The 25,780-nt window shown below is 48.4% G+C and carries 19 protein-coding genes; 10 read left to right on the top strand and 9 right to left on the bottom strand.

The features are described from left to right. Positions 1–71 precede the first annotated feature (71 nt). A complete protein-coding gene (locus tag B7992_RS03305; protein ID WP_073282953.1) occupies positions 72–1,370 on the top strand; it encodes a hypothetical protein in 1,299 nt (432 codons plus the stop codon). 496 nt (positions 1,371–1,866) lie between these two features. Further along, positions 1,867–2,442 carry a hypothetical protein gene (locus tag B7992_RS03300; RefSeq protein ID WP_158535406.1) on the top strand — a complete coding sequence of 192 codons (576 nt, stop codon included), beginning with the start codon at positions 1,867–1,869 and terminating at the stop codon, positions 2,440–2,442. A 166-nt stretch (positions 2,443–2,608) separates the two neighbouring features. Here the strand turns inward: B7992_RS03300 and thrC are convergent, their stop codons facing one another. Continuing rightward, a complete protein-coding gene (gene thrC / locus B7992_RS03295) occupies positions 2,609–3,949 on the bottom strand; it encodes a threonine synthase (protein WP_073282958.1) in 1,341 nt (446 codons plus the stop codon). A 180-nt stretch (positions 3,950–4,129) separates the two neighbouring features. Between thrC and B7992_RS03290 the strand changes: the two genes are divergently transcribed. The 4 genes from B7992_RS03290 (at position 4,130) to B7992_RS03275 (ending at position 9,753) form a co-directional block, all read left to right on the top strand. Continuing rightward, positions 4,130–5,539, top strand: coding sequence for a hypothetical protein (locus tag B7992_RS03290; RefSeq protein WP_073156001.1), 1,410 nt, complete (start codon positions 4,130–4,132; stop codon positions 5,537–5,539). Continuing rightward, the gene (locus tag B7992_RS03285) at positions 5,539–6,777 is read left to right on the top strand and encodes a hypothetical protein (RefSeq protein ID WP_088665560.1); all 1,239 of its coding nucleotides are present in this window, start codon (positions 5,539–5,541) and stop codon (positions 6,775–6,777) included. Before B7992_RS03290 ends, B7992_RS03285 begins: the two co-directional genes overlap by 1 nt. Before the next feature lie 24 nt (positions 6,778–6,801). After that, positions 6,802–8,043 (top strand): DUF4912 domain-containing protein, encoded by a 1,242-nt coding sequence (locus tag B7992_RS03280; RefSeq protein WP_073234113.1) that lies wholly within the window; start codon positions 6,802–6,804, stop codon positions 8,041–8,043. 108 nt (positions 8,044–8,151) lie between these two features. Beyond that, positions 8,152–9,753, top strand: a complete 1,602-nt coding sequence (locus B7992_RS03275) for a glycoside hydrolase family 57 protein (protein WP_073156721.1) — start codon at positions 8,152–8,154, stop codon at positions 9,751–9,753. Here the strand turns inward: B7992_RS03275 and B7992_RS03270 are convergent, their stop codons facing one another. The 3 genes from B7992_RS03270 to B7992_RS03260 are packed head-to-tail and all read right to left on the bottom strand — an operon-like array spanning position 9,754 to position 13,698. Continuing rightward, positions 9,754–11,394 carry a hypothetical protein gene (locus B7992_RS03270; protein WP_088665559.1) on the bottom strand — a complete coding sequence of 547 codons (1,641 nt, stop codon included), beginning with the start codon at positions 11,392–11,394 and terminating at the stop codon, positions 9,754–9,756. 1 nt (position 11,395) lies between these two features. Then, a complete protein-coding gene (locus B7992_RS03265) occupies positions 11,396–13,258 on the bottom strand; it encodes a UbiD family decarboxylase (protein ID WP_088665558.1) in 1,863 nt (620 codons plus the stop codon). Between the two features lie 20 nt (positions 13,259–13,278). Further along, positions 13,279–13,698, bottom strand: a complete 420-nt coding sequence (locus tag B7992_RS03260; RefSeq protein WP_073156014.1) for a hypothetical protein — start codon at positions 13,696–13,698, stop codon at positions 13,279–13,281. A gap of 146 nt (positions 13,699–13,844) precedes the next feature. On the opposite strand from B7992_RS03260, the gene B7992_RS03255 reads away from it, so the two are divergent. The 4 genes from B7992_RS03255 to B7992_RS03240 are packed head-to-tail and all read left to right on the top strand — an operon-like array spanning position 13,845 to position 18,368. Beyond that, the gene (locus B7992_RS03255) at positions 13,845–15,326 is read left to right on the top strand and encodes a polysaccharide biosynthesis C-terminal domain-containing protein (RefSeq protein WP_088665557.1); all 1,482 of its coding nucleotides are present in this window, start codon (positions 13,845–13,847) and stop codon (positions 15,324–15,326) included. A 30-nt stretch (positions 15,327–15,356) separates the two neighbouring features. Beyond that, positions 15,357–16,187, top strand: a complete 831-nt coding sequence (locus tag B7992_RS03250) for a glycosyltransferase family 32 protein (RefSeq protein ID WP_073156019.1) — start codon at positions 15,357–15,359, stop codon at positions 16,185–16,187. Positions 16,188–16,191: 4 nt separating this feature from the next. Next, positions 16,192–17,202: a hypothetical protein gene (locus tag B7992_RS03245; RefSeq protein WP_073234104.1), complete on the top strand. Its 1,011-nt coding sequence runs from the start codon at positions 16,192–16,194 to the stop codon at positions 17,200–17,202. Continuing rightward, complete coding sequence (locus B7992_RS03240; protein WP_088665556.1) at positions 17,199–18,368, top strand: glycosyltransferase; 1,170 nt, start codon at positions 17,199–17,201, stop codon at positions 18,366–18,368. Before B7992_RS03245 ends, B7992_RS03240 begins: the two co-directional genes overlap by 4 nt. 75 nt (positions 18,369–18,443) lie before the next feature. Here B7992_RS03240 and B7992_RS03235 read toward each other — a convergent pair whose 3' ends face one another. Genes B7992_RS03235 through B7992_RS03215 form a run of 5 tightly spaced genes read right to left on the bottom strand, consistent with a single transcriptional unit; the run spans position 18,444 to position 25,748 of the window. Then, positions 18,444–20,390, bottom strand: a complete 1,947-nt coding sequence (locus tag B7992_RS03235; RefSeq protein ID WP_249269315.1) for an LTA synthase family protein — start codon at positions 20,388–20,390, stop codon at positions 18,444–18,446. After that, positions 20,380–22,338 (bottom strand): LTA synthase family protein, encoded by a 1,959-nt coding sequence (locus B7992_RS03230; protein ID WP_088665555.1) that lies wholly within the window; start codon positions 22,336–22,338, stop codon positions 20,380–20,382. Before B7992_RS03230 ends, B7992_RS03235 begins: the two co-directional genes overlap by 11 nt. Positions 22,339–22,348: 10 nt before the next feature. After that, positions 22,349–22,666, bottom strand: coding sequence for a Dabb family protein (locus B7992_RS03225; RefSeq protein WP_088665554.1), 318 nt, complete (start codon positions 22,664–22,666; stop codon positions 22,349–22,351). Positions 22,667–22,680: 14 nt separating this feature from the next. Continuing rightward, complete coding sequence (locus B7992_RS03220) at positions 22,681–23,865, bottom strand: glycosyltransferase (protein WP_073156031.1); 1,185 nt, start codon at positions 23,863–23,865, stop codon at positions 22,681–22,683. Further along, positions 23,853–25,748 carry a CHC2 zinc finger domain-containing protein gene (locus B7992_RS03215; RefSeq protein WP_254917593.1) on the bottom strand — a complete coding sequence of 632 codons (1,896 nt, stop codon included), beginning with the start codon at positions 25,746–25,748 and terminating at the stop codon, positions 23,853–23,855. The genes B7992_RS03220 and B7992_RS03215 overlap by 13 nt, the downstream gene beginning before the upstream one ends. Positions 25,749–25,780 lie beyond the last annotated feature (32 nt).

The following is a 25,780-nucleotide window of genomic DNA, read 5'->3' as shown; positions in this document are numbered from 1 at the left end:
TTGCTAATTTAGTGGAACCAACTGGAATTTTGTGCATCTAGTCGAAAGAAACCACTGGAGTGAGGTTAAAAGTGCTTTCAAATCTATTTTTGCAGTTTACTCATATCGAACTGTTGATTTCCTATCCTGTGAAGGATATTCTTACGCTCGTTAAGCGGGACTCTCGCTTTAACGTGAAGATGCTTAATGACATCTACTTTGAAGATTCCTTCGTAGATGAAAGTGCACATCGCCTGGTTATGAACAATGTGGTGAGCTGGCTGTACGAACGTGGTGAAAATCCGGATACCTTCGTTCAGCGCATCATCGACCGCTGCGCCGCCTTCGAAGCTGTTCCGGCTCGTAGCGTGCTCCGTTCCTACCTCCCGTACGTTTCCCAGTTCTACGCTACCGAAGATGTCCGTCAGCTCTGCCTCGACATCATTCCCAAGCGTTATCCGCTTTTGAACGAATCAAAGTTCCTGCGTCGTGAACTCGTTGATGGCAACCGCAAGGAATACTTCTCCTTCCGCTTTGACTCTCCGGGTGTTCTGGTGACCAACCCCATGCGCTGGTTTATCGGCCTCGTCCAGATTGGCCCCATCCTCCTGAACACTCCGGCTTACGAACACATTGAGTTCAAGGCTGCACAGACCTCCTTCATTGAAGCTCTTGAAAACCGTGCCACCGCAGAAATGCGCGATGATGGCTTTATCTACGTTTCTGGTATCAAGGTCGGTAAGTACATGACCTTTGGCGACTGCCTGTCCGAGTACGGACTGGAATGGGAAGTCGAAGCCGAAACTAAGATGGCTTGTATCAAGGCTATCGAAGACGTGGTGGACGAAAAGACTGGTGCTGTACTGATCCACAAGGACTGCTACTACGGCTGTCCGGCAAGTGTGGTCTTCCTTGACTATAAGGCAAACGTTGTTGCACCGGAGCCTTTCAACAAGCTGATGAGCGCTGTTGTTAAGCAGGAATTTGATTCCTGGCAGCCCATCCAGCGCGCTCAGGAACAGCTCCTGGAAGCCATGAACGACTCCGTGACCATTATCTACTACAAGAGCGATGATTCCATTTCTGTGAACAGCAAGCACTTGATGCGTAACGTTCCTGCTCGAATCCTCCGCAACTTGCTTCGCGAATATACTGCTACCGGTCGTGAAGAATACGAAAACCGTGAATTCAAGCGAGATCCGGCAATCTGCATGGATCCGCTGCGCCCCAACTTTGAAAGCCGTCTGAACCGCGTGATTGCTCACATTAACGGTTCTGATGATCCGGATAAGCCGACTGAAGGCGTTAAGAAGTTCTTCGAAATTGAACGTCATCGCCGCGGCGGTTTCCGCTTTGTTCCGAAGTGCAAGATTATTTTCCGCGAAGAATAATCCTGTAGCGTAAACGATTCTTAAAATAAGCCGTGTACGACTAGTTTGTTGGAAACGGCTTATTTTTTATTGCAGTAAAGATGACTGAAAAAATATGCTTATTCTTAATAATTTTATGTAATTAAAAGTAAGATAATTGGTAGTTCTCTACTGCATAAAGAATGGTATATTTAGAATCGTGAACGGGAGAAGGGTAAATCCTCAAACAACTCTATCATTGCTCCCCTCCTGGTAAGTTCAAGGTTCCGGATTCCGCTCATATTTTCTCCTTCTTAGGAAAGGGTTCCCTTCGGGGAGCCCTTTCTTTTCTTTTGGACAAAAGGTCCAAAAGAGAAGCTTGTTCTTCGCCTCGGTCCTGTGAGTCCGCAAGCGACCTCCCGCGACACTCGGCTGGTACGTATATTGGGAATTTTTTTAACATTGCACTCGTTTTTGTGTTTTTCTGGAAATGAATGTATTTTGGGTGCGTATAGGAGGATCATTATGCGAGTTTTTTTTGTTCGCTTTTCTTTTTGTTTCGTTGGTTTTTGCTCATGAGCAGAATGCGGTTGGGAGGAATGGACCATCTGTTTATCCCTCCGCAAAAGACACTTTGACGGATGAACAGGTGTTGGAACTTCCGCCAATGGACTGGAGCATTGATAGTACGGAAATTTATCGTCAGCTGGTTTTGAACGAAATTCCCGAAGCCCGCTATGGCCAGAATGTTTTTGGTATCGTAGTCGGTGGAGCAATGACTGCAGCAGGCTTATATTGTGTGGGATCTGTCATCTATTTGGAAAATAATGGTTCTAGAGGTCCGGATAATCTTTTTGATGGTGTTGTTGAAGCCGTTTTTTTGGTTGCTTCTGTTCCGCTGTTGCTTGTTGGTGGCCCGATTTTAGGGTATAATATCTATTACTTGAATGAACATCGTGCTCATGCTAGACAACTTGATGAGTATTTGAAATCTGAAAATGCCTACAAGCGTCGTAGGGCTGCCGGAAATCCTAATGCAGTTAGTGTCAGTATTGTTCCTACCATAGACTTTGCTCATGCTGGTGGTGGAATGAATTTAATGGTGGCATTTTGATTCATCTATAGTGCGGTCTTTTTGCAACGTCTTTAGATAGAAAAGCCCCGGATTTTCTCCGAGGCTTCTTCAATTTTATTGTGTTGCGCGGAACCGGTCCGCGAAAAATTAGCGCTTTCTTAAAAGCATTTGCGCGACCTTCGACCGCGCCAATGGCTCCCGAAAACTAACGTTTTCTTGCAGCCATCTCTTTCTTCAGGATATCCATGACGGGGCCGATTTCGGCGGGAGCCTTGAAGATGGGGTTTGCGTACTTGCTGCAGATGCCTTCCAGCTTCTGTTCGTGGTAGCCCACCTTGAATTCGGTGAATTTCAGGCCGTGAGCGGTGCTGATGACAACAACGTCTTCGTCCTTGTCGATCTTGCCTGCAGCGCAGAGTTTTTCCAGGGCACCGAGAGCAACACCGGTGTGCGGGCAGCAGTAGAGACCGATGCGGTCGCCGCGGTGTGCTGCGTTTGCCAATTCTTCTTCGTTAACGCTAACGACCATGCCGTTAGTACTCTGGATTGCGCGGACTGCCTTGGGGTAGCTGACCGGGTTACCGATCTGGATTGCGGAAGCGAGAGTCTTCTTAGCCTGCATGGGAACCAGCTGGTCGAAGCCGCGTTCGTATGCCTGGTAGAACGGATTGGCGTTTTCTGCCTGAGCCACGATGATGCGAGGAATGCGGTCGATGAGGCCCATAGCCTTGCAGTCTTCGAAACCCTTGGCGAGAGCGGAAACGTTACCCAGGTTGCCGCCCGGAATAATCACGGTGTCGGGAACCTTCCAACCAAGTTCCTGGCAGATTTCCGGAGAGATGGTCTTCTGACCTTCCACGCGGAGGCTGTTCATGGAGTTGGCGAGGTAAATGCGATTGTCCTTGGTGACTTCCTGAACGATCTTCATGCAACCGTCGAAGTCGGTGTCCAAGGCGAGAACGATGCTACCGTTAGAGATGGGCTGGATCAGCTGGGCGACGCTAGTCTTGCCTGCGGGCAGGAACACGATAGAGGGAATGCCTGCCTTGGCGCAGTAAGCGGAAAGGGCTGCAGAAGTATCACCGGTAGAAGCGCAAGCGACGGCGTCAATCGGGTGAATGTTCTTCTTGATGATGTGGTTCACCTGGCTTACCAGAACGGTCATGCCCAGGTCCTTGAAGGAACCGGTGTGGGAGTTGCCGCAAAGCTTGACCTTCAGGCTCTTGATGCCCAGTTCCTTGGCGATGGGAGCGGCGTCGAACAGCGGGCTCCAACCTTCGCGCATGGTGACGATGTCTTCCACCGGCATATCGGGGAGAACCATTTCGCGCTTGCTCCAGATACCACTCTGGTCGGCCGGTTCAAAGCTCATGCGGCGTTCGGCAAACAGCTTCTTCCATTCTTCGGGGCTGCGTTCTGCCAGGGCCTTGCGGTCGTGTTCCACTTCCAGCAGGCTGTTGTCGACTTTGGAACGGTAAATAACGTCGGTTACCGGGTAGGTATCGTCGCCGTTGATGTTTCTAAAATGAGCGTTGAACTGAGTCATAATTTCCTCTAAATTTTAACGTATGCAAATTTAACAAATATTTGGTGCTGCGTACAGGATGTAGCCCCTTTATGGGTGCCTTGTATCGTTAGATGTTCTTATTTGCTTACCCTAAACTTGCTATATTTGGTCACGAAGTTTTAATAACCGATGTTATATAGATTGTATTCGGAGTTCCGAGTGAAAAAGAGAAAAAGCATTTTTGTTAGCGGATTGTTGGGTGTTCTTGCCCTTGTCTTGACGTCCTGCCTTTTTGAATCTGACGATAATGGGTTGAATAGCTGGTTGTCTGACCACGGAATGCCTTCTTCCTATAAGGTCAAGACTTTGAGCGTTGATGGCCTGTCCCCGGTGGCTTTCGAAACTTTTTTGGATACTTCTGCCCATTCAGCCAATACTTATGGCGTTCTGGGAAAACAGTCTAACCTGGTTCATGATCTGGTTTTTGATTTCGCTTTCCACAACAAGGAATTCTTTGCTGATTTGTATAAGTCGGATTCTGCAGCTTCCTTTATTGCGCTGTATCCCTTGCTTGAATTCTACAACAACAAGAATTTCCCGAAGGATTCCCTGCCGCTGAAGGAAAAATTGAACCTTGATGTCAGCTGGATTCTGCACAAGGGTTCTTCTGAAAAGTTTGTGGACAGCATCGGTGGAGTCTCTGCTTCCGTATGGTACGAAAACCTGGCCAGCTGGAATGCCGATACTACCGTCGACACGACTTATTCCATTTCTTTGGGCAAGAAGGATACCGTGTTGAAGATCGACCTGCCGATTGCCCTTGTGGAACGTCTGAAGAAGGTCGGCCCTGCCTGCCGCTTGCAGCTCCGTCTTTCTGCACCGGAAGCTTCCAGAATCTATCGTTTCTACGGTGCAAGCTCCTCTAAGCATGCTCCGATTTGGCGTATAAGGACCTTGTCTGATTCTGCATACAAGGATTTCTATCCCTTCCGAATGGCTTCTCTGATTTCTAACCTGGAAGATGAGGATGCCCTTGTGCTGCATGGCGGTGTTTTTGACTCGTTGGTGGTGGAATACCCCTCTACAGAAATTCTCAAGGCACTGTCTGAATTTTATGGTGACGAGTTCCCGTTTGTGACGGGGGACAGCAACGACGTCCGTCAAGCTGTTATTCTTGCCCGTATGACGTTCGCCCGTGATGACTCCAAGGGGAGCAGTGAACTAGGACTTCCTATTCAGGTTGTGGTTGGCTCCTATGTGGATAGTGCAGACGGCCAGGTTCGTCGAATGGAAGAATACCGTCTGGATTCTGCAACCATCAAGGACCGTGGTCACCAGAACTTGATTTTCCACGAAGGGGATTCCTTGACCTTGCAGATTTCCTATGGCGTTCGTGATTTCATCAATAAGGCCAGCGATGGCAGAACGCTCAAGATGATGATTCGTATGGGTTATCCGTTCCTGCAGGAAAAGGATCCCACTTACCTGGATTACTACAACAAGACTACAAAGGATACTTCCTTCAGGTATCTGCCTTACATGGATTACGCCCGCTACGATTTTGGAACTTCTATGAAGAGTCCTGCAACGCTGAAACTTTGGTTGGCTACTAAGCGGGGGGATGAATAATGAAAAAGCTTATTAGTACACTTTGCGTTTTGACAGGACTGTCCTTTGGTTCCATGATCGGTATGGATGTCCTGGGCGAAGAACAGGTTATGGGAGGAACAGCCTCCGCTGCTGGTCGTGGTTTTGCCGGCAATGCCAAAACGGGTGACGCCGAAGGCCTTTCTGTGGTGAACCCGGCCCGCCTTGCTTTCGATACCAAGGTTGTCTTCAACTTGAACTTCCTCCTGGAAATGGATGCCGCAAGTAACGACGGTGCCAGCTACATCGGCAGAAATCTTTCTATGCCCTCGTTCAATTTGTCTTTCCCCATGGGAGGCTTTGGCGCAATGGGCCTTTCTTTGTGGCAGCACTATGCCGCCACGATGAATGAAGAATATACGGATGATGATAAAAACACCGCGAAGATCGAGTACAAGGGTAGCGTGTATGAGCTGGTTCCCACTTATGCTCTTAGACTGCCTTTCCTGAGATCTATTTCTCTTGGTGGATCCGCTCACTTTGTTATGGGTAGCAACTCTCGCAGTCTAACCTTGAACACCGATACAGGTGACCTCGAAAAGAAGGATGTCTGGGGTGCTCGTGGTTATACCCTGACCGACTATGTCGAAGGCTCCTGGGAACTTAAGGATCATCCGGCCTATTACACGATGGCATTGCAGTATCGTGGTCGTGTCGCATCCTATTTCTTCTCTTATACGACCGGTTACACTTTGTCGAATGCATTGGAATATGATTTCAGATTCAATGAAAACGACACTTTGGCAACCACCCATTATACTCGCGAAATTGACGTGCCGGCTATGTTTGCCACGGGTATCAACTACCGTCTGAACAAGCGCCACAATGTCATGTTCGACCTGCAGTGGCGCGCCTGGGATAGCGAAATTGAAAATCTTGCTGGCGGTTGGGACATGACTAAGGTTACCGATACCCAGAGTGATTTTATGGCATCGGTAGGTTATCAGTGTGATGGAAGTCCCTTGTTCTATGACCCGTATTGGACACGTATCAATTATCGTGTAGGTGCATGGTACAAGAGCTGGTACATTAAGGATGTTTATGAAGCAGGGGGCTCTCTGGGAGCAGGTTTCCCCCTGGGCCGCAAGGGAACGACTTTAGATTTGGCGTTCCAGGGTGGCATGCGATTTGCTGACTCCAATAACGAATGGGACGAAACGTTCTTTGCCATTCGAATTGGATTGACCGGTATTGGAAACTGGGGTCAGACTCGCAGATAGAAGTGTTTATGAAGGAGGCCGAAAATGGCAATTAAGAAAGAAACAGAAGTAAAGTCTAAGATCAAGAGCGCTGTGAAGAGCGTTGCTGAAAAGACTGCTGAAGTAGTTAAGAAAACTCGTACGACCAAGAAGGCTGCAGGGGAAAAGGCTGCCTCCAAGGCTACCGTCGATACCCTGAAGGAAGCTGAAGCCAAGGCTGAAAAGGTCGTGGCAAAGGTTTCCAAGGTGGCAAAGGCTGCTGCAACTAAGGTGAAGGCTGTTAAGGCTTCCGTTAAGGCAGAAAAGACTGAAAAGACTGAAAAGGCTACCAAGACTACCAAGGCTGCAACCGCCAAGACCGCTGCAAAGACTACTAAGGCCACTGCAAAGACTGCTAAGGCAACTAAGGCTGCCGCAGAAAGTGTAAAGGCCAAGGCCGCTTCTGCAGAAGTTGAAAACGCTTCTGAAAAGTCTGCTGACGTTGCTTCCATGGCTCAGTCCTTTGACGCTGAATACCTGGTTCTCATGCAGAAGGATCCTAACTGGATGCATGCCTTCTGGGAAGTTTCCGAAAACCGTATCAAGCAGGCCAAGAAGGGCAAGAGAAAGCTGGTCCTCCGTTTGTTCGACATTGCTTCCGACCTGACTGTCCAGCGTAGCAAGAAGCGCAAGTTCCGCGATATCGAAGTTCCTGCTGATGCTCGCAGCTGGTACGTGGAAAATCCGTCCAACAAGTCCTGCGTCGCCGTTCTTGGCGCTGTTCAGGGCAACAACTTTATGCCTATCGTGGAATCTGCTCCGGTCATGACTTTCGACAAGTCTGCAGCAGCTCCCGCTTCTGATGATGCTTTTGCCAAGGCTTCCCTGGGCGGCAATACTCTGGGCAACTTCATGAGTTCCGGCTTCTCTAGCCAGACTGCTGAATCCTGGCTCAAGTCCTTGAGCGAAAACTTTGGTAGCTCCTCTGAATCCATGTTCTCTGGCGCACTTTCCAGTGCTGCCCTCCAGAGCAACGGTTCTCTTTCCATTGCCGCTCCTAAGGATTCCGTTAGCTACGGTAAGGATTTCTTCCTGTGGGTAAAGACTCGTCTCATCGTTTACGGTGGCACTCGTCCCGACGCACATCTCCAGGTTCGCGGCGAAGACTTCCCCCTGAATCCGGATGGAACCTTCAGCTTTGAAGAAGACCTGCCCGATGTGACCAAGGTTATTCCTGTCTTTGCTACCGATAAGGATGGCGATTTCCCCACTACAATCGTTCCTATCGTTGTAAAGCGCACGGAGTAAGCCTGCGGCTTAATTATGAATTAAGAAGTACGAATTATGAGATTTGTAACGGTGGTTTAGCCGCCTTATAAGATCTCGTAATTCATAACTTATAACTCGTACTTGTCTATGTCTGCTCCTGGTAAAATCCTCTTCTTGATGCACGCTCATTTGCCCTACGTGCATCATCCTGAATACGATCGTTTTTTTGAAGAAAACTGGCTTTTTGAAGCTATGGCAGAAACGTATCTGCCATTGGTTCAGGCTATGCGTCGTCTTCTGGAAAAGGGGGTTCCCGGGACTTTGAACTTGAGTGTTTCGGCACCGCTGATCGAGATGCTTTCCAATGAACGTCTCATAGATAAGTTTTCGGAACATCTCAACAAGCAGTTGGAACTCATTCAGAAAGAAGTTCGCCTTAACGAAGGTAAACCCCAGGAATCGTTGTCGAAGTTCTATCTGGAACGTCAGAAAACTTTGATTGATACGTGGGAACGCCGTATTAACCGTAACTTGCTGGGTGAATTTCTTGAACTGGAAAATGCGGGCAAACTGAATTTGCTGACCTGCGTAGGAACGCATCCGTTCCTGCCGGCATACCAGAGCGATCCTGAATCGATTCGTCTACAGTTAGATGTTTCTGTTAGATGTTTTGAAAGGGCCTTTGGCCGTAAGCCGCAGGGTGTATGGCTTCCGGAATGTGGTTATTTCCCGGGACTGGATAAGTACCTGGCTGAATTCGGTATCCGCTATTTCTTCCTGGAAACTCACGGTGCCCTGCTTGCTTCTCCGCCTCCTAAGTATGGCGTTTTTACTCCGCTTAAAACCACTCAGGGCCTGTATTGTATGGGCCGCGAGCAGAAGAGCTCCATGGAAGTGTGGAGTCGCCGAACTGGTTATCCGGGGCATCCTGAATACCGCGAATTTTTTAAGGATATCGCTCAGGAACGTCCGAAGGATTATCTCGGGGATTATTTCTTTGCCGGTGAAACACCCATTGATTCCGGTTTTAAGTACAATCGAATTACGGGTTCCGAAAACAAGGAACTTTATAGGCCTTGGAATGCCATGTGTCTGGCTCGCGATCATGCCCACCTTTTCGTAGTTAATCGCGAAACCACAATTTCTGAGTTGCTGGTGAACATGGAAGGAAATAAGGCTTGCATGCTTTGCCCCTACGATGCTGAACTTTTTGGCCATTGGTGGTTTGAAGGTCCCTTGTTCCTTGAAGCGATGCTGGAACGTGCCGCCTCGTCTAATGTGATTGAGTTTGCTGGTGCTGATCAGGTGATGACTTCGTCTGCAGATCCCGAAGTTCATGAACCTGCTTTTTCTAGCTGGGGTGAAGGAGGCTTTGGTTCCGTATGGATTAACGGCGAAACGGATCAGTATTATCCGCAGTCCTATCGTCTTCGCGCCATGATTCAGCATTTGAAATCTATTCAGGAACGAATGGGTGCCCTTGGTAAGAAGAACGGCAAATTGATGAGCCGTTATATCAAGCAGATGGAACGTGAACTGATGCTGTTCCAGTCTTCTGACTGGGCTTTCATGATCCACAATCATTCTGCGGAAGGCTATGCCCGCCGCCGTCTTGATGAACATTACAACAATGGGCATGCCCTGTTTGCAGAAGCCTGCAAGGCTGTGCTCAAGAATTCTGATAAGCTGGCGCCTTCGTCTATCCTTCCCAAGTTGGAAAAGGATGACTGCATCTTTAGCTGGCTTTAATTAATAGATTATAATAAAATCCTTTGTTTTCCCGCTGTTTCCGACTCTAAAGCGGTAAACTCCTGGAGCCATCAACTCTCTCACTCGGGATTCCTCGAGGCAGAGTGTTGAACCTTCATATTTTTCTCGGGAAATCAGGTTTCCGCGACGATTGCGGATTTCTATGAAGTGCTTGTCGTGGGGGAGCGGGGTAAAGCACAGATAACCTTCTCGCCAGGGAACAGGATAGGCTCGCAGGGAAGAATCCTTGAGGACGGTGGGGAGGTACTCTTGACTATTGAAATTGCTAAAGATCCACGCGATAGAATCGATGCTTGAATTTGCCGAGGCTTGGGCGTAGAATAGATCTGCATCGTTGGTTGTCTTAAAATTCTCAATTTGAGTGGACTTTCCCTGGTAAGCGACTGCAGAAACCCGCCCCAGAAAATCTTCTAAAATGGGGGAGCCATTGCTGTAAAATTTATAGGCTAGGTCGTTGATCGCGGGCTTTACCGATTTGTTGTCGCCGTTGGTTTTTAACTGGATGTATGAGAATTCTGGCCACCTGGGTTCATCCTTGCAAATGAGTTCCGTGGAGTCTATGAATGTACTGCGGTTCCCTGCAAAAGAAAGTCTTGTCGCAAAGTCCTGAAACAAGGAATCTACAGAAAGTTTCTTTTGATCAATCACCGCTTTGAGCTGTTCGGGGAAAAGCTTGTTGGGATTTTTCTTGTAGTTTTCCCATATGGCCTTGTCAATTTTCTTGTCGACGAAATTATAGAGGTAAATCAGTAGAATGCCTGCGCCGTAGGGTTGGCCCATTTGGTTAAGTGGCGTTCCTACCTTGGTTGACATGGAGGAAAGGTAGCTGAAGTAATCATCGATATCGGGGTTGGCGATTTCTTCGATTCCCGATGCTGATGCTTCGAACCAAAAGGTTTCCTTTGTGAAAGGGTGATACCCGAGTTGTATGGCGTGGTACAGTTCATGAATGACGGTAACCCGGATGCCTTCTTTCCAATGTTCGGCATAGGAGTAACCGTGAGCCTTGTTTTCGAACTCGACGGTGGGACGGGGGTAGACGCAACTTTGATTGTCTTTTGAAATGGTGTCGTAAGCAACCTGGAGGGAAGGCTGATGACGGAAATCGTTTTCAATCATCAATTCGCTCTCGTTATTTTCTTCGGGAGAATATGTTGCTCCATAGCATTCATTACAGATTTGCCCGAAAACGGAATGTGAATTTCTCACAAGAGAAATGTCCAAAATTTCAACGGGATAGAGCCCCTCTTTTACGGGTTTCTGGTAATGATGCGTTTCTGAAATGCCTTGAGGGGGTTGCATCCCCATTTTTTCGGTGTGAAATTTCCGTGCTTCTTCCACATAACTCGCCAAGTAATCTACAAAGGCGGCTGTTGTTTTGTGGGGGCCAGAAAGGGTGTAGAAAATCTGGAAGTGGTCTGTCGTTCTTGTATAGACGCTGTCGTAGAGGTCTTCGCTGTTGCAGAGTGAAATTGATGTTGATTGAACAGACGGTTTTGCAAGGCTTTGACCATGACGATTTTTGATCATCAATTCTGTTCCGCAGACACTACGAGAATATGCAGATGTACAAAGCACCATTGCAATAAACAGAAGTGTTGCGATGTATCTAGCAATCATGTTAGAGTTCCTGCTTAAGAATTTCAGCTGCACGTTTTTTTATTTCGTTGGGAATCGTCAGACTTTTTTGGTGATGAGGTTTTACTCGGGCGTCTACGATTATCGGCGCATGGCAACCCCAATGTTTATTTTGTATGAAACTTTGTAGGCCGAATATATCACGGGCCGGGTCTGAACGGGTGAACGTTAACCACAAGAAGTCGGGTAGCTTGCTTCCATCCAGACGTTCGTTGTCGATTTCGGATACCTGGTCGACAATTGAAATCCAGGGATAATTCTCTCTAAACTCCCATTTGTCCAGGGCGGATTCCAGTTGCATGAAAATGGCTTCTCTTTCATTTTCGTCAAACGCAGGCGCTTGAATGATAAGAACTCCTGCCATGGGCATCTTGATAAGATTTCTTGACGTCTTTCCTTGTGAATTGGTAAATGCATCCGGTAACTGCAGAATTTCTATGTCCTGCATATCATGGCGAAGATTCCTACGCTTTTCTCCGGCGGCAGCCATAATCAATTTGGAACCGTGGTTTAAACGTCCTCCTGTATAGTCCAATGTGTCGATTGTGGTGGCGGTCTGGAAATGCAGATCTCTGCTGAAATCCAGGCGCTCCAGCACATGGGCAAAGAAGGCGGGTACATCGTTGACGTTCAGGTTGGCGTTGTCTTCCTTGGCGGCGATTAAAAGGTATTTGCTGAGACTTGCCTGGTTGAACCCTAAAATGGCGTTGGCGGTTTTCAGCAGCTCCATGGGTTCCCGCTCCTTGGCGTAGGGCACGAATCGTTCGCTGGCCAATGCTAGGCAAAGGGGATGAACTCCGGCGTCATCTACAGCGTGAATGGCGTGAAGCCCCGGAATCGATGCGGGAACCATAGGCTTTGTTATCTGATGGATAAAGCTGCCGAAAAGAGTGTCTTCCTTGGGGGGCCTGCCTACGACGGTAAAGGGGTAGATGGCGTTCTTCTTGCAAAGGACTTTTTTTACCTTAAGACAGGGGAAATCATGTTTGTCGGAATAGTATCCGATATGGTCGCCGAAAGGTCCCTCGGGTTTCAGCTCCGGTTCCATTTCGCCAAGAATGCAGAAGTCGGCATCAGAAGAAATCAAGTAACCATCGTGAATGAAATACCGGAAACGTCTACCTCCCAGCATCCCTGCAAAAAACAGTTCAGAAAGGTTTTCGGGCATGGGCATGACTGCGGCTACAGTTTGCGCCGGAGTGCCGCCTATAAAGATGCTGACTTTAAGGGGGCGATTTTCTTCAATGGCTTTCCGGTGGTGTCTGGCGATGTCGCGCTTGATTTGATAGTGAAGGCCGCATTCTTCGTTGGGAACGTACTCGTTTCCGGAAATCTGGATTCGGTACATGCCGACATTGGTGGTCATGACGCTTGCGTTTTCGCTAGGGCGGGTCGCTACCTGCGGTAACGTAATGAAGGCGCCGCCATCCAAAGGCCAGCTCTTGATTTGCGGAAGGTCCGCCAGGGTACATTCTTCAAAATCCTTGATGGATCCGCTGCGGCGGGGGAGGGCATTAATGCCTGTGCAGGCCGCTCTCAGCAATTTGACCGGATTGGGGTTCTTGAAGAACTGGACGGGGTTAGATTTGAACTGGACTGCCGTCTGGGTTCCCTTTATGGTTTTGCGGAATAGGAAGTCCAATCTTTCCTGGGTTCCGAAAATATTGCAGGCCGCTCTAAAAGGGCTTCCCTTGACCTTCTCAAAAAGAAGGGCGGGACCATTGTTTTCAAAAACCTGGCGGGCAATTTCTGCCATTTCTAGATTAGGGTCCACTTCCTGGTGGATGCGCTTCAACATGCCGGCCTTTTCTAAGTCCAGCAGAGCCTGCTCAAGGGATTTGTACATGGGAACCCCGATCTTCGGTATTAACCGGCGGTAGAGGATTGATTTAGTGCGCTGAAACTCTGGGTCTGCTTCTTGGCGACGATGGCTGCCTTGATGCTGATGGCTTCCTTGCGGCTAGCAACAGCATATACAAGGTTAGCCTTGTTTATCAGACCTGAAAAAACTTCTTCGGGACCGCCGATAAAACCCTGGAATTCAAAACTGTCGAAACAGCGGGTCAGACTTCCGTCTGCGACAAACTCATGCTTTGCCGTAAAACCACGGAAGGGACCGTTGCCCAGGCGAATCGTTAACTTGTTGTCGCTGAAGGCACTGATGAGGCCAGTCCAAGTGATTTTCTTGAATCCCACCATCATAGTGTACTTGACCACATCACCCTTTTCCAGAGTCTCGGGAAGGGTATAGTAGATGACGGGAGTGGTACCTACAGCCACTTTCATAGGGGCGCAACTAAGTGTCTCTAGCAGGTTTGCGAGAGAGTATTCTTGCCACGAAGTCTGACTGAATTGTACCATGACCCGTAATGTAGTAAATTTTTTGGCTCCGTTGGGAATTTCTCTTCAAAAAGCTATCTTGTACCTCCGAAATGAATTCTGTACAGACTGATCAAAAATTTTTACGTAAAAGTACCCTTTTTACCTTTGCCGGTTCCGCCTTGAAGGTTGCCGCTCCAGTCCTCACGATTGTGGTGGCACGAGTTTTTGGTAAGGAAATATTCGGAATATATGTTTCTACTCAGCTTTTGATCTTGAGCCTTAGTCGTGTTGCGGTGATTGGCCTTGATAAAGGTATGCTGCGATACATTCCGCAAAACAGGGTTTGCGGTCGTCCGGAGCATGAGGGTATTATTGAATCCTTGTGGCGTACGCTTTTCTTCGCCTTGGTGATTTCTGTGGTCATGTGGGGTGGTGCCGCCTTTGACCTGCAGCGGATTACCACGGGCCTGGCCATGCTTTCGTCGGCAGAAATCTCGCTTTATGTTCTTTCTATCATTCCCTACACGTCCTTGCTTTTGTTTGCTGCTTCATCCGAAGGGAACCGTCGTCCGCAATACAAGATTTTTATCAATGAGTTTGCTGTAACGACTCTCGCTCCTGTTATTGCCCTGGCTTTGCATTTTACCGGATTCCAGGATAAGCTGGCCCTGCCCTTGGGATTCTTTGTTTCTAACCTGTTTGGCGTTATAACCTACATCTTCCTGATCAATAGACAGTTTACCCAGATCCGCTGGTTTATCAAGGATAAGATTCCGTCGGAACTTCTGAAGTTTTCTATTCCCCTGGGTGTTACAGAAATTGTCGCTTCCTTCCTTTTGCGCATGGACTTGTGGATGGTGCTGGCCTTGATTGGACCTGAAGCCGCCGGTGTCTATGCGGTGATGGTTACCATTTCTAACGGCCTCAAGACTGTTCGCAGTAGTTACGATCCTATTTTGCAACCTGTGGTCGCGGGAATGTCCAAGGAACGCCTTGACACGGACTTAAAGCCGGTGTTTTCCTATTGCGTTTCCATGGTGACCTTGATCCAGTTGACCATTGGCTTTTTCATTGTGCTGTTCCCCGAGCAGACCATGATGATTGCGGGAAAGTCTTTTGTGACCGACGAAAACCCGGTTGCCGTACTTGGCATCCTGATTATCGGTAACTTGATAAATGGTTTCTTTGGCCTTACCGGATCTGTAATCAACGCCTTGGGCAAGAGCCGTTTTATGCTCTTCATGAATATGGTTTCCCTGGTGTTTGCCACGATCATGAACCGTATGTGTATTCCCATTTTTGGCATTGCTGGCGCCGCCATTTCTTCTATGGCCTATCAAATTCTGCAGAATGTCTGGATGTGTCTGTACCTGCGCAAAATGGGATATTGGCCCTTTAGGCTGAACCTGTTGATTCAGATTGCCTGGATCCTGCTCCTGATTATTTCTTACGTTGTCTTGAATACGGTCTGGGCTCCTTCCCTTTGGATAAAGGCCGCCATTTATGTAGGCATCATTCTTTTGATTGTGTTGACCTTCTTTAAACAGGGTCTTGCTGGCGAAATGGGGTCTCGTAAGAAAAAGAAATCTTAGTCCACCTCGTGAATTAGGTATATTGTTGATATGATTCCGAAAAAGATACATTACATTTGGCTTTCTAACGATCCGCTGCCTCCTCTTGCAAAACTTTGCCTTGATAGCTGGAAGCGCCGTTGTCCCGATTATGAAATCATCCATTGGGATATGGCTCGTTGCCAAAAGATTATTGATACGGTTCCTTTTGTTCGCGAAGCGGTTAGCATGTCTAAGTGGGCTTTCGCAAGTGACTACATTCGACTTTATGCGGTTTATACAGAAGGTGGCGTGTATCTGGATAGTGACGTTTTTGTCTACCAGAGCTTTGATGAATTTTTAAGTAACGGCTACTTTACCAATATTGAATTTACGTCTCATTTTAAGAGAAATAAGTCTTGGAAGATGCTGAACGAAGATGGCACGAAAAAGGATCCCAACAAGATTCCCCTTCCGGGACTTGCCTTGCAGGCTGCCATTTTTGGTGCCGAGGCCAATCATCCCTTCTTGAAGAAGGCCATGGCTTACTATGAACGAGAAAAGTTCATCTTGCCTAACGGAAAGCTGAACATCGAAAATATTGCACCTTATGTGTATGCCCATACGGCGCAGGATTTCGGTTTTGTGTACAAGGATAAGTTGCAGCAGCTTGAAAATAACATGATGATTTTGCCCAGCAAGGTCTTCTTGCCCAGCTGCGATGAAACGAATTTTAAACCGTATGCGATTCATGTAACCAGTGGTAGCTGGAGACCTTTCACTCATCGTATCGTGCGATTCTTTAGACGTTTGCCGATTATTATTTGCAAGATCGGTAAAAAGAATAAGTCTCTCGAAGAAACCCTGAATGATTACGAATCTAAGAGCCTGATCAAGTATTAAGTCTATGACAAAGTATCTTTTTGTTTTGACCAGTTCCGAGAAGGATTTCTTCTGCGAACAGACTTTGGTGGCCATTGCATCTTTGCGTGTTCACAACCCGGGAGCATTTGTTACGCTTCTGACTGACGACAGAACTGCAGCGACTCTCGTTGGCCCCCGAGCCGCCCTGAAAGAGGCTGTAGACGAACTGGTGGCTCTGGAAATCGATGAAAAATTTACTCCCATGATGCGTTCCCGTTATCTGAAGACGGTGATGCGTAACGTGGTGGATGGCGATTTCCTCTATATGGATTCTGACATCGCCATTGTGGGCGACCTTTCCATTCCTGATGAATGGCGCGGCGGAATTTATGCGGTGCTTGACTTCCACACCAATTTGCATAAGGCCATTAATCGCAAGAAGATTCTGAACAATGCCAAGATGCTGGGATTCTCTCCGATTCTGAACGATGAGATTTTCAACGGTGGCGTCATGTTTGCCAGCGATACGCCCGAGGCTCGAGCCTTCTTTGAAAAGTGGCATGAACTGTGGCTGTATTGCCTGACCAAGAACTTCCCCTATGACATGGCCTCTCTGGCCGAAGCCAACTTCAAGTTCAATTATGTCACCAAGAAAATGCCGGGTGAATGGAACTGCCAGATGGCTTATGCCCGCGATTACATTCCCACAGGAAAGGTGTTCCACTTTTTCGGATCTCGCATTATCAACACCTGTGGCCGTAAGGTTCCCGATAGCATGGACCTGTTCCTGCCCAAGATCCTGCGCAAGAACTTCTACACCGACCTGAAGAATATTCCCGTGAAGGTCAATGCCGACAAGAGCATTACCATCAACGAATATTACGATGACGTCATTGCCCATGCCAAGGATGCTTTCCTCTATCAGACAAAGCATGCCGGTAAATTGGGTGCCGATATTATCCGTTCCTACGCATTTGCCAAGTCTTTGGGTTTTGTGTACAAGAAGATGCCTTTTGTCTTGCCGTTGCTTTCCTTGATTGGTAAGATCCTATGAGTCTGCTTTTCAATCTGGAAGCGGTTCAGCCCATTCACAGCGCCAAGTTTCATGGCGGGGGCTCCTATGGCGAAGTGATTTTCTGGACCATGGTGAATCGAGGTGCAAAATTCAGCTGTATTTATGACAGCCGTAAATACCTGTCTCCCGATATCCTTGCCGCCTGCGAATCTAATGGCGTTCCGCTTTATGATCTGAGCGTCAGCTCTCCTCAGCAGATTATCGACGAAAATAACATTACTGATTTTTACACTCCGCTCTATTCTCTGAGTCCGAAGTGGCAGGTGAATGTTAAACGTTTTGTGTTTACCTGGCACGGCGTTCGTGCATTGGAAATGCCTTACGAATGTCAGGGTGTCGCCTTTGCCAAGAAGTTGTCCCAGAAGGTAGAGGCCCTTTTCCGCTACCGTGAATGGTGGAAAAAGTACTACTATAAGCCTAAATATCAGGCCCTAGCTAAATGCATCGCCGAAGGCGGTGTCGATACCATAACCGTCAGCGAACACAGCCGTGCGTCTATCAAGTCCTTCTTCCCGGAACTGCTCCATAAGGAAATTCCCGTATTCTACAGCCCCATGACCGAATACGAACCGGAAGGATTCCTGCCGCCGAATGTTTTGCCCAAGAAGTATTTCTTGCTTACTAGTGGTGCCCGCTGGGAAAAGAATAACTTGCGTTCCGTAAAGGCTTTCGACCAGCTGGTTTCCATGATGGAATCGCAAGGGGAAGCTTTTGATTTCAAGCTTGTCATTACTGGAGCGACCAATCCTAAAGTCTATCTGAAAAATGTCAGGCACAAGGATCGCCTGGTACTCCTGGGTTACGTGGAATCCAAGGAACTGGAATTTTTACACAAGAATGCCTACGCCTTTATATTCCCCAGTTTGAACGAAGGCTTTGGCTATCCTCCCATGCAGTCTATGCGTTACGGCGTGCCTGTGGCAGCCAGCGGTTCTACGTCCATTCCCGAAATTTGCGACAATGCGGCTCTCTATTTCGATCCTTATTCTGTGAGCGAAATGAAAAACCGCATGATCCAACTTTTGGACGGATCCATTTACGGCCTTTATGCGGAGCGTGCCCTGAAGCGTTATGCCGAGGTGAGCAAACGTCAGAAAGATGATTTGCAAAAGGCTGTTTCCTGGATTTTGAAGTCAGAAACGTAAACCGCATACGGTAAAAAAGAACATAAAAAAGGAGCGCCCTAGGGCGCTCCCTTTACGTTTTATTTTCTGTATGCTTTATTCCTTGGGCTGCATCGTATCGTTGCGTAGCAGAGAACGTAAAACCTTGCTGGCTCCCACAGCTTTTGTTTTCCAGGCCAAATCGTTTTTGTCGGTGGTTTGTGCAAAGTGTTCCTTTTCGCCGCGATAAACTTCTTCGTTATCCAGGCCGCCCATAATCACATGGTCCCGGAATCCCAGATAGTAGGAGTTCTGGGAGAAGAACATAGACGGTTGATTTGCGGGGCGTTCCTGGGCCAGCAAATCGTAACCCCAGTAGTGGTTGGGCTTGCGAACTTGGGCCAAGTCCATAATGGTGGGGCCTACGTCATGTTGCGAGGCTACGTCTTCGCGAACGTTCAGACCCTGTACTAAGTTTGTGTCGGCAGAGAAAATTCCCATGAAAATTCGCGTGGTGGCAACGCCCAGAGGCTGGGGAACAGCGTAGTCAATGGAGTCCACCGGTGTGTCGTGGTCACCAAGAATGATTACGACGGTGTTTTCGTAATCCTCACGAGTTGCAAGCTTTTCAAAGAAACGTCCCAATTGCTGGTCGGTGTATCGCAAGGCGTTGCGGTAACGCTCCATGGCATCGTCAGGCTTCGGGGCGAATTCATCCGGGTAGCCAAAGAAGGGGATGTGGGTGGCGATGGTATTGAATGTCAGCAGCCAACGGGAATCTGTAGGAAGGCTGTCTAGAACTTCAATGGCCTTGTCTACGCCGAGGCTGTCTGTTGTTCCTGGAATTTTCGTGTCTTCGGGGAGTCTCCAGTTGTCGCCGAAGAATTTTTCTACAAAGGGTAGCGTGTGGTCAAAAACAGGGTTCGATACGGTGACGTAGTATCGGGTGTAGTTTTCCAGCAGTTCCGGGAATCCGGTAAAATGGTTTGAAGCGTAGAAACTGGGCAAGTCGCGGTTGGGGTGGGAGGGGAATCCCAGATAGGTTGCCATAGTTCCGCGAACGGTTGGGTAGCCGCCGCTAAAGGCGTTCTTGAACCAGAAACTACCGCGATTGGCGAGATCCCAGAGGCTTGGGGCGAGTGTTGTATCCCCTTCTAACATCTGGTTGATGATGCGGCCCTTGAAGGATTCGCCGAATATGAAAACGATGTTGTAGGGGTGCTGGGCCTTGTAGGCGTGGGCTGGCGTCTTTCTATAGCCGGGGAATTCTGCATCTTGACGTGACTTGCTGAAATCTGCCGGCAAAAAGGAGTCCAGGTTATCGATGAGTTCGTCTGTAATGCTGTAGTTGTCGCGGACGAATTCAAAGGTTTCCACAGCGGCAATGTGAAGGATTGGTGCTGTTAATGTATGCTTGCCTAAGGTAAAGCGGATGTCCACCTTTGTATTGATGACGGGAATCGTGTATTCGCCGCGAGCCCCAGTCAGGAACAAGATGAGCGGTATAATCGAAAGAATCAGACCTGATGTAAGGAAACTGATAGGAAGTTTTTTTGTAAAACTGTATTCGACTAGCGTTCCCTGCTTCTTGGATTTCTTTCTTTTTAATGTTTCGTATATACAGTATGCGGTACCGCCCAGCACAATCAATAATAACAGACCTACCCACAGGATGGTTCCTTTTAGGTCGCCACCCAAGGTTGTGATTGTAGTTTCGTCAACGATGTTGGACAGGTGAAAATAAGTACGTATAAAGGAATAGGAAAGTCGCTGGTGTGAAAATCTGAAAACCTCGTAGTCGGCAATGGCTATGAAGAAATAGAACACGTAAAAGATCACCATTGCCCGGGGTTTCTTCAGGAAGGTGAAAATGGATGACATTACGAGAACGGCGCCAAATGCCATGCAGATCTGCCAAATGGTGCGACCCGAAAACATTTCCGAAAGGGAGAGTCCCAGCGGGTCGGGTAGGCTATAGAAAAGTACCAGCATGTAGCTCTGGATTACAAGAGCTATGGCTGTTATAATGACAAAGGGATTCAGTTTTTTCAAGTTAAATTCCATGTTCCAGAGAGTAGTCAGAAATTGTAATCAGGGAGTCCAGCATGGCTTTCAGTTTCGAAGTCGTCTGCGCTTCGGAATCGGCCAGGTTCTTTTCTTGATGGGTATCGCCTTCTGCAAAAAGGCCCTGTACGTCACCGGTGCCCAGGGGCAGTTTTTCGATAAGTCTGCGATTTTCGTAACCGACTGCAGCGACTCCTGCGTAGGCTCCAAGAGAAAGTCCGTCGCCGTAACCGCGAAGCAAGTTGTGTCCCATGAAAATATTTGGCGTTGCAATACCTGCCAATTCAAGAATGGTGGGGGCAATATCCATTTGTGCTGTCGTTGCCGTGTCTCTTGCCGGTTCGATGCCCTTGCCGTAAATGAGGAACGGAATCCAGGTGGCGTTAGAATAGGCTCCGCCATTCATTGTAGAAACTCCGTTTTCGCCTAGGGGGAATCCATGGTCTGCCATGATGATGACATAGGTGTTTTCGAACCAGGGTTGCTTTTCTACGGCACGCATAAAATGGGACAGCTGACGGTCGGCGTAGTTCATGGTGACGTTGATGCGCTCGGTTAGAGGCTGCTGCTTTTGTTCATCCGTCATACCCGCTGCAAAATTGAAGGGGTAGTGGTTGGATCGAGTCATCAATGTGGCCAGGAAGGGCTTCCCTTGTTTTGAAAGTGTGTCCAGAACGTATTCCGTGGCGTGATCAAAGAAGGTGGAGTCGTCTTCGCGGTTTCTGTCGTAATGCTGTGCTGTGTACCACTTAGACATCCATACGCCCAGATTATCCCAGGCCGGGTCGGCTGCCGAGAAATAATGGGTTGCGTATCCGGAATCCGTCAGGGTCGAGGCGAAGCTAGGCAAGGTGATGTGTGCCAGATCTGTTGCCTGTGCTAGCGTTGAATGGTGGGGAATGCCGATGTGGGTTGTCAGTACGCCACCTGTCGTGGGAAGCCCGCTGGTGTGCATTCTTTCCCAAATGCGGGAGTGCTGTGCCAGGGAATCGTAATAGGGGGTAGGGGATGTTTTTCCCTGGTTCAGGAAACCGGTATTCCAACCACGGTGAGATTCCATAAAGACCAAGATGAAGTTTGGCTTTTGGGCTCGCTGGGATTGCAACTTTTCACTTTGTAGAAGTTCGTTAGAAGGGGTGCGGTAAAGGGGATTGCCCTTTTCGTCATTTGTGAAATTCCAGAGGGAATCGCCTTCTACCTGTGTCCATAAATTTTGATAGAACCTGCTGTAGGCCTTGATGTCATTGTACGTCAAACCTTGATGATGGTCCGAAACGATTTCGTTATAAATCAAGGTTACAACGGGGCGAAGTTTTGTCATGCGGGCGTTTCCTGTCCATATGACATTGATGAACAGGGAGGACATAATAAAGAATATCACCATTCCGATGGAAATGCTCTTTACCTTTTGTTCTGCCTTACGGCCTAGTATTTTGTAGATGACAAAAATGAATGGGATGATGGCGAAGGGGAGAATGAATTGCAAAAAGGGAATGGAATAGTCGTTGGCGACATAGTCCCAGAGCATGACCAGCGAAGATGTGTCCTTGTAGGTATTTGCGATGCCGAAAGTCAGGTGGCATCCAAGGAATCGTTGAACTTCGTTATCAAATAATGTCAGGTCAAAAAGCAGGTACTGAAAAACTGCGTAGATAACTAGCAGAACGTTTGAAAAATTCTTTTGAGGCTTGATCGCCTTTAGGATTCCTGCAATAACAAGGAATATGACAAGGGCTTTGGAAATCCAGATAAAGTCCAGACAAACGGCATGGAAAATGTACCAGTCAGGCTTGCTAACAAAAGGGAATCCGTAGGGGTTACTTCTAAACAGAAGTAAAACGCGTAGAATGATATGAGCCACCCAAAAAGCCAGAGACAGGAATACGAGATTCCTGTGACTCTGGATATGGCTCTTTATCTTATTCAGTAAAGAAATGATAATTGCCATTTTTTATGAATTAATATTCGAAATCGACAGCGCGGCGTTCTACAACAACCTTCTTCACAAAGCCTACGATAGCCTGGTGATCCGGATGACCCTGGTAGAAGTCCAGAGCTGCCTTGGTGCGGAAGGTGGTATCCAGTGCGATATCGTATTCAATGTCGCCGTTGCCCAGTTCGCTCTTGTTGAAGTTCAAACCGGATTCGATGCTGACGAGACCGGGAATCTTACCTTCAAGGGCGTGGAAGGCGGCAACAAGCTTTTCGCCGTTTTCCTTAGCGGTTGCACCTTCAGCTTCGGCCTTCAACTTCCACCAAACGATATGTCTGATCATGTTATTTCCTTTTTTTAGTTGTTCTTATTTGTTGAAATTTCTTTATACAGGTCCAGCTGACGTTTAAAGCAATCGTTCCAGCTGAATTTTTCTGCGTACTGACGGGCCTTGAGTTTCTTGTCTGTCAGGTCAGACTTGTAAAGTTTGATAATCGCCTGGGCCAGCGCGTGAGGCGTTCTTTCTTCAAGAATGATTCCCGCTCCGGATTCCTTTACGTGCTCGCAAGCGGCTCCTGTAGCGGCTCCAATCTGGGCGTTCCCGCTGGCCATACTTTCAAGAATCGAGAGACCGAAGGTTTCCCAGCCAGAAAGGGCTAGGCCTAAATCAACGCTTGCATAATGGCGGGCCATTTCGTCGATAGACTTGATAAATCCCACGTAACGGATATGGGGGTGGGTCTTGACCGCTTCCTGCACCTGCGGCAAGTAGGGCCCTGTTCCTGCGAGGATCAATTCCGGTTCCACACCAAGTTCTGCGGTCAATTCGTCATAGGCACCAAGTAAAAGTTCGATTCCCTTTTCTTCGCAAAAACGGTGTGGGAAGAATATGGTCAGACGATCGGAATTGCCGCCTTTAAAATCGGCAGCTAACGTAGCGTCATGCTTCTCGGGAGAGAACATCCGGATGTCGCAACCAAGAGGAACCCAGTAGGGGTGCGGCAGATGGTTTCGTTCCAGTCGTTCCATTACTTCCTTGCAAGAAACTTCTACTGCGTCAAAGCGTGTGAATTCGCGGCGGGCGTACCAGAAGGCGATCTTTTCTGCAACGGAACCTAAAGCCTTGCCCAGTTTATTTGCGACGGGGCGGCCCACATAGGTAACGGGGAAGTCCGCATGCCAGAAACTGAGAAGGGCTGCCTTGGGGCAAATCTTTTTTGCGGCGTGGCGAACGACGGTGGGCAGTATGTAGGGGCTGCCAACTTCGATGACCTGGGGCATGTACTTCTTGAGTACGGGCTGAATCTGGCTCTGTCTCCACATGAAGCGGTATTCCCAGTTGCCTGGGAATCTATAGGCTTCCACATGTTCGATAATCAGACTGTCGCTAACCTGTTCTGTATACGTTTTCCCATCGGGCATCACAAACACCAGAAGAACATCTTTCTGCTGCTTGTAGAATTCCATCTTCTGCAGATGGTAACGACGAACGCCGCCTCCCGAGGGACTCCAAAAGTTGTTGAAGTCGACTACAGTAAACACGGTTCCTCTTCCATACGGTTAGAAAGAGGGTCTATGTGCAGGTTGCCCTGATATAGCTTGTTGTTTCCGAGACGCTTGGAATCCACACTCAGTACCATGTCTGCACCCTTCTCTTCCAGCCAGTAGGTCGCATCGGAATCGCGGAGGTATGCGCGAGGGCCAACCAGTTCGCCATCGGAATCGATCAGCTCGCCGCCAAGGAACATGGGAATGTCCAATGTCTTGTACAGGTCCAGAATGACGGAGGAACGTCTCTGGTAAATATCCGACAGGTCCATATGGGTAGAAACCTTCAGGTGATCGATGCCGTCGATGATGACTACCAGGTTCGGGTGTTCCTTTACTTCGTCCTTAAGGATGTCTGCCAACTCGATGTTGTCGAGGGTAGGCTGGTCTTCCCAGATTTCCAGACGGTTGTTGCGGACGAATCCCATCAAGTCTCGTGTGGCTTCCAGAATCTTCTGGTTAATAGCTTCGTCTTCGTTTTGCTTACGAACGGTAAGGACTGATTCGCCAATCATCATGGCCACCATGCGGTCAAAAATCTGGCGGCGGGGCGTTTCCAGGGCGATATAAATCAACTTCAAGTTGGGGTTGCTCTGGAGCAGGTCTAGACCGATGCTGGAAAGCAGGGTGGTCTTCAAACCGAAGGGCTTAGAAGAAACGTAGAAGCAACCGGACTGGATACCGTCGATTTCTCTCGTCAGCTTGGGGAAGGTATTCAGCGTGTAGCCGACGGAGACTTCCGGCGGGCAACCCATGGCAGTATCAAAGTTTTCCTTGATGTCCTGCAGGAGCATGGAACGACGGTGGGTATGGACCGTATCTTCTTCAGTCTGGTCCACAAGAGAGATGAGCTGGTCGGCACCGTTCTTGCGTACCACCTGGTCTACAGTTTCGCCTGCAGGAAGGACGATGGACTTGAACTTCAAATTCAGTTCTTCGGCCATCTTCAGATATTTTTGAATTCGGAATTCCTGTTCGCGACGGTCTTGCTCACGACGGAGGATAACCGTAACGGCATCCGCACCACAAGCCTTCAACTTATAGAGGTGGCTTAGGCTCAGTTCCTGGTACATGGTGGACACGACGCCCGGAATGCCGGCCAAGTCTGCAGTCAGCGCGTCAAAGAATCCTTCGACAATGACGGGCTTAGAAATTTCCGACTGGATGTTGAAAGGAATGTCGCTGGGACCCGAGGCGTAGGACACATACGGGTGAGTAGCCTCTGCATCATCAATCAGACGGCCATAAACAGAATGGATCAGACCCTTGGAGTTGCGGGCCGGAATCGTGATGCGGGGTTCGTGGTAGGCTTCCAGATTGTCCAGGTAGAAACTAATCTGGTGTCTTTCGATACCGGAGAGCATACAGTAGCTGATGAACGGTTCCGGGTCGCCACTATAGTAACCGATACCATAGAGCTGGGCCTGTCCGATACTCCAGCCGCGGGAAGCTAAAAATTCTGCAGAAGAGGGACTCTTGCAAGCGGCCCAGTGACAGTATCGAACGAAATTTTCCAGAACCTTGGATTTCTCGCCACCGATTTCCTTGATCCATGGGTGTTCATCAGGCTGGGATTCGTGCTCCTGTTCCAACGTACCTAAAAAGTCTAGCGCTTCAGTTCTGGCGGCCTGCTCATCCAAACCGTTAAAGCGGCTGCGCATTACAAATTCAACAAGGTCTCCTTCGCTACCGCATTGCAGGCAACGATAACGCCAATAACCCAAGGCATCGTAAAAGAACAGGGATGTCTCTTCCGGAGAATGGAAGGGGCAACAGGCGATAAGGTTCCTGCCCCAACGAGACAGGGGAATTCCTAGCTGGCGGGGATGAGTTTTCGCCCGCATAATCATACCCATGCGTTCTTGATCGATAAGCATTGTATACCTCTTACTTTCTAGAAAGACAATCT

Origin of the sequence: Fibrobacter sp. UWH1, assembly GCF_002210365.1 — a bacterium.
In the GTDB taxonomy this organism is placed as follows: domain Bacteria; phylum Fibrobacterota; class Fibrobacteria; order Fibrobacterales; family Fibrobacteraceae; genus Fibrobacter.
This window is presented reverse-complemented; position numbering and strand designations above follow the sequence as displayed.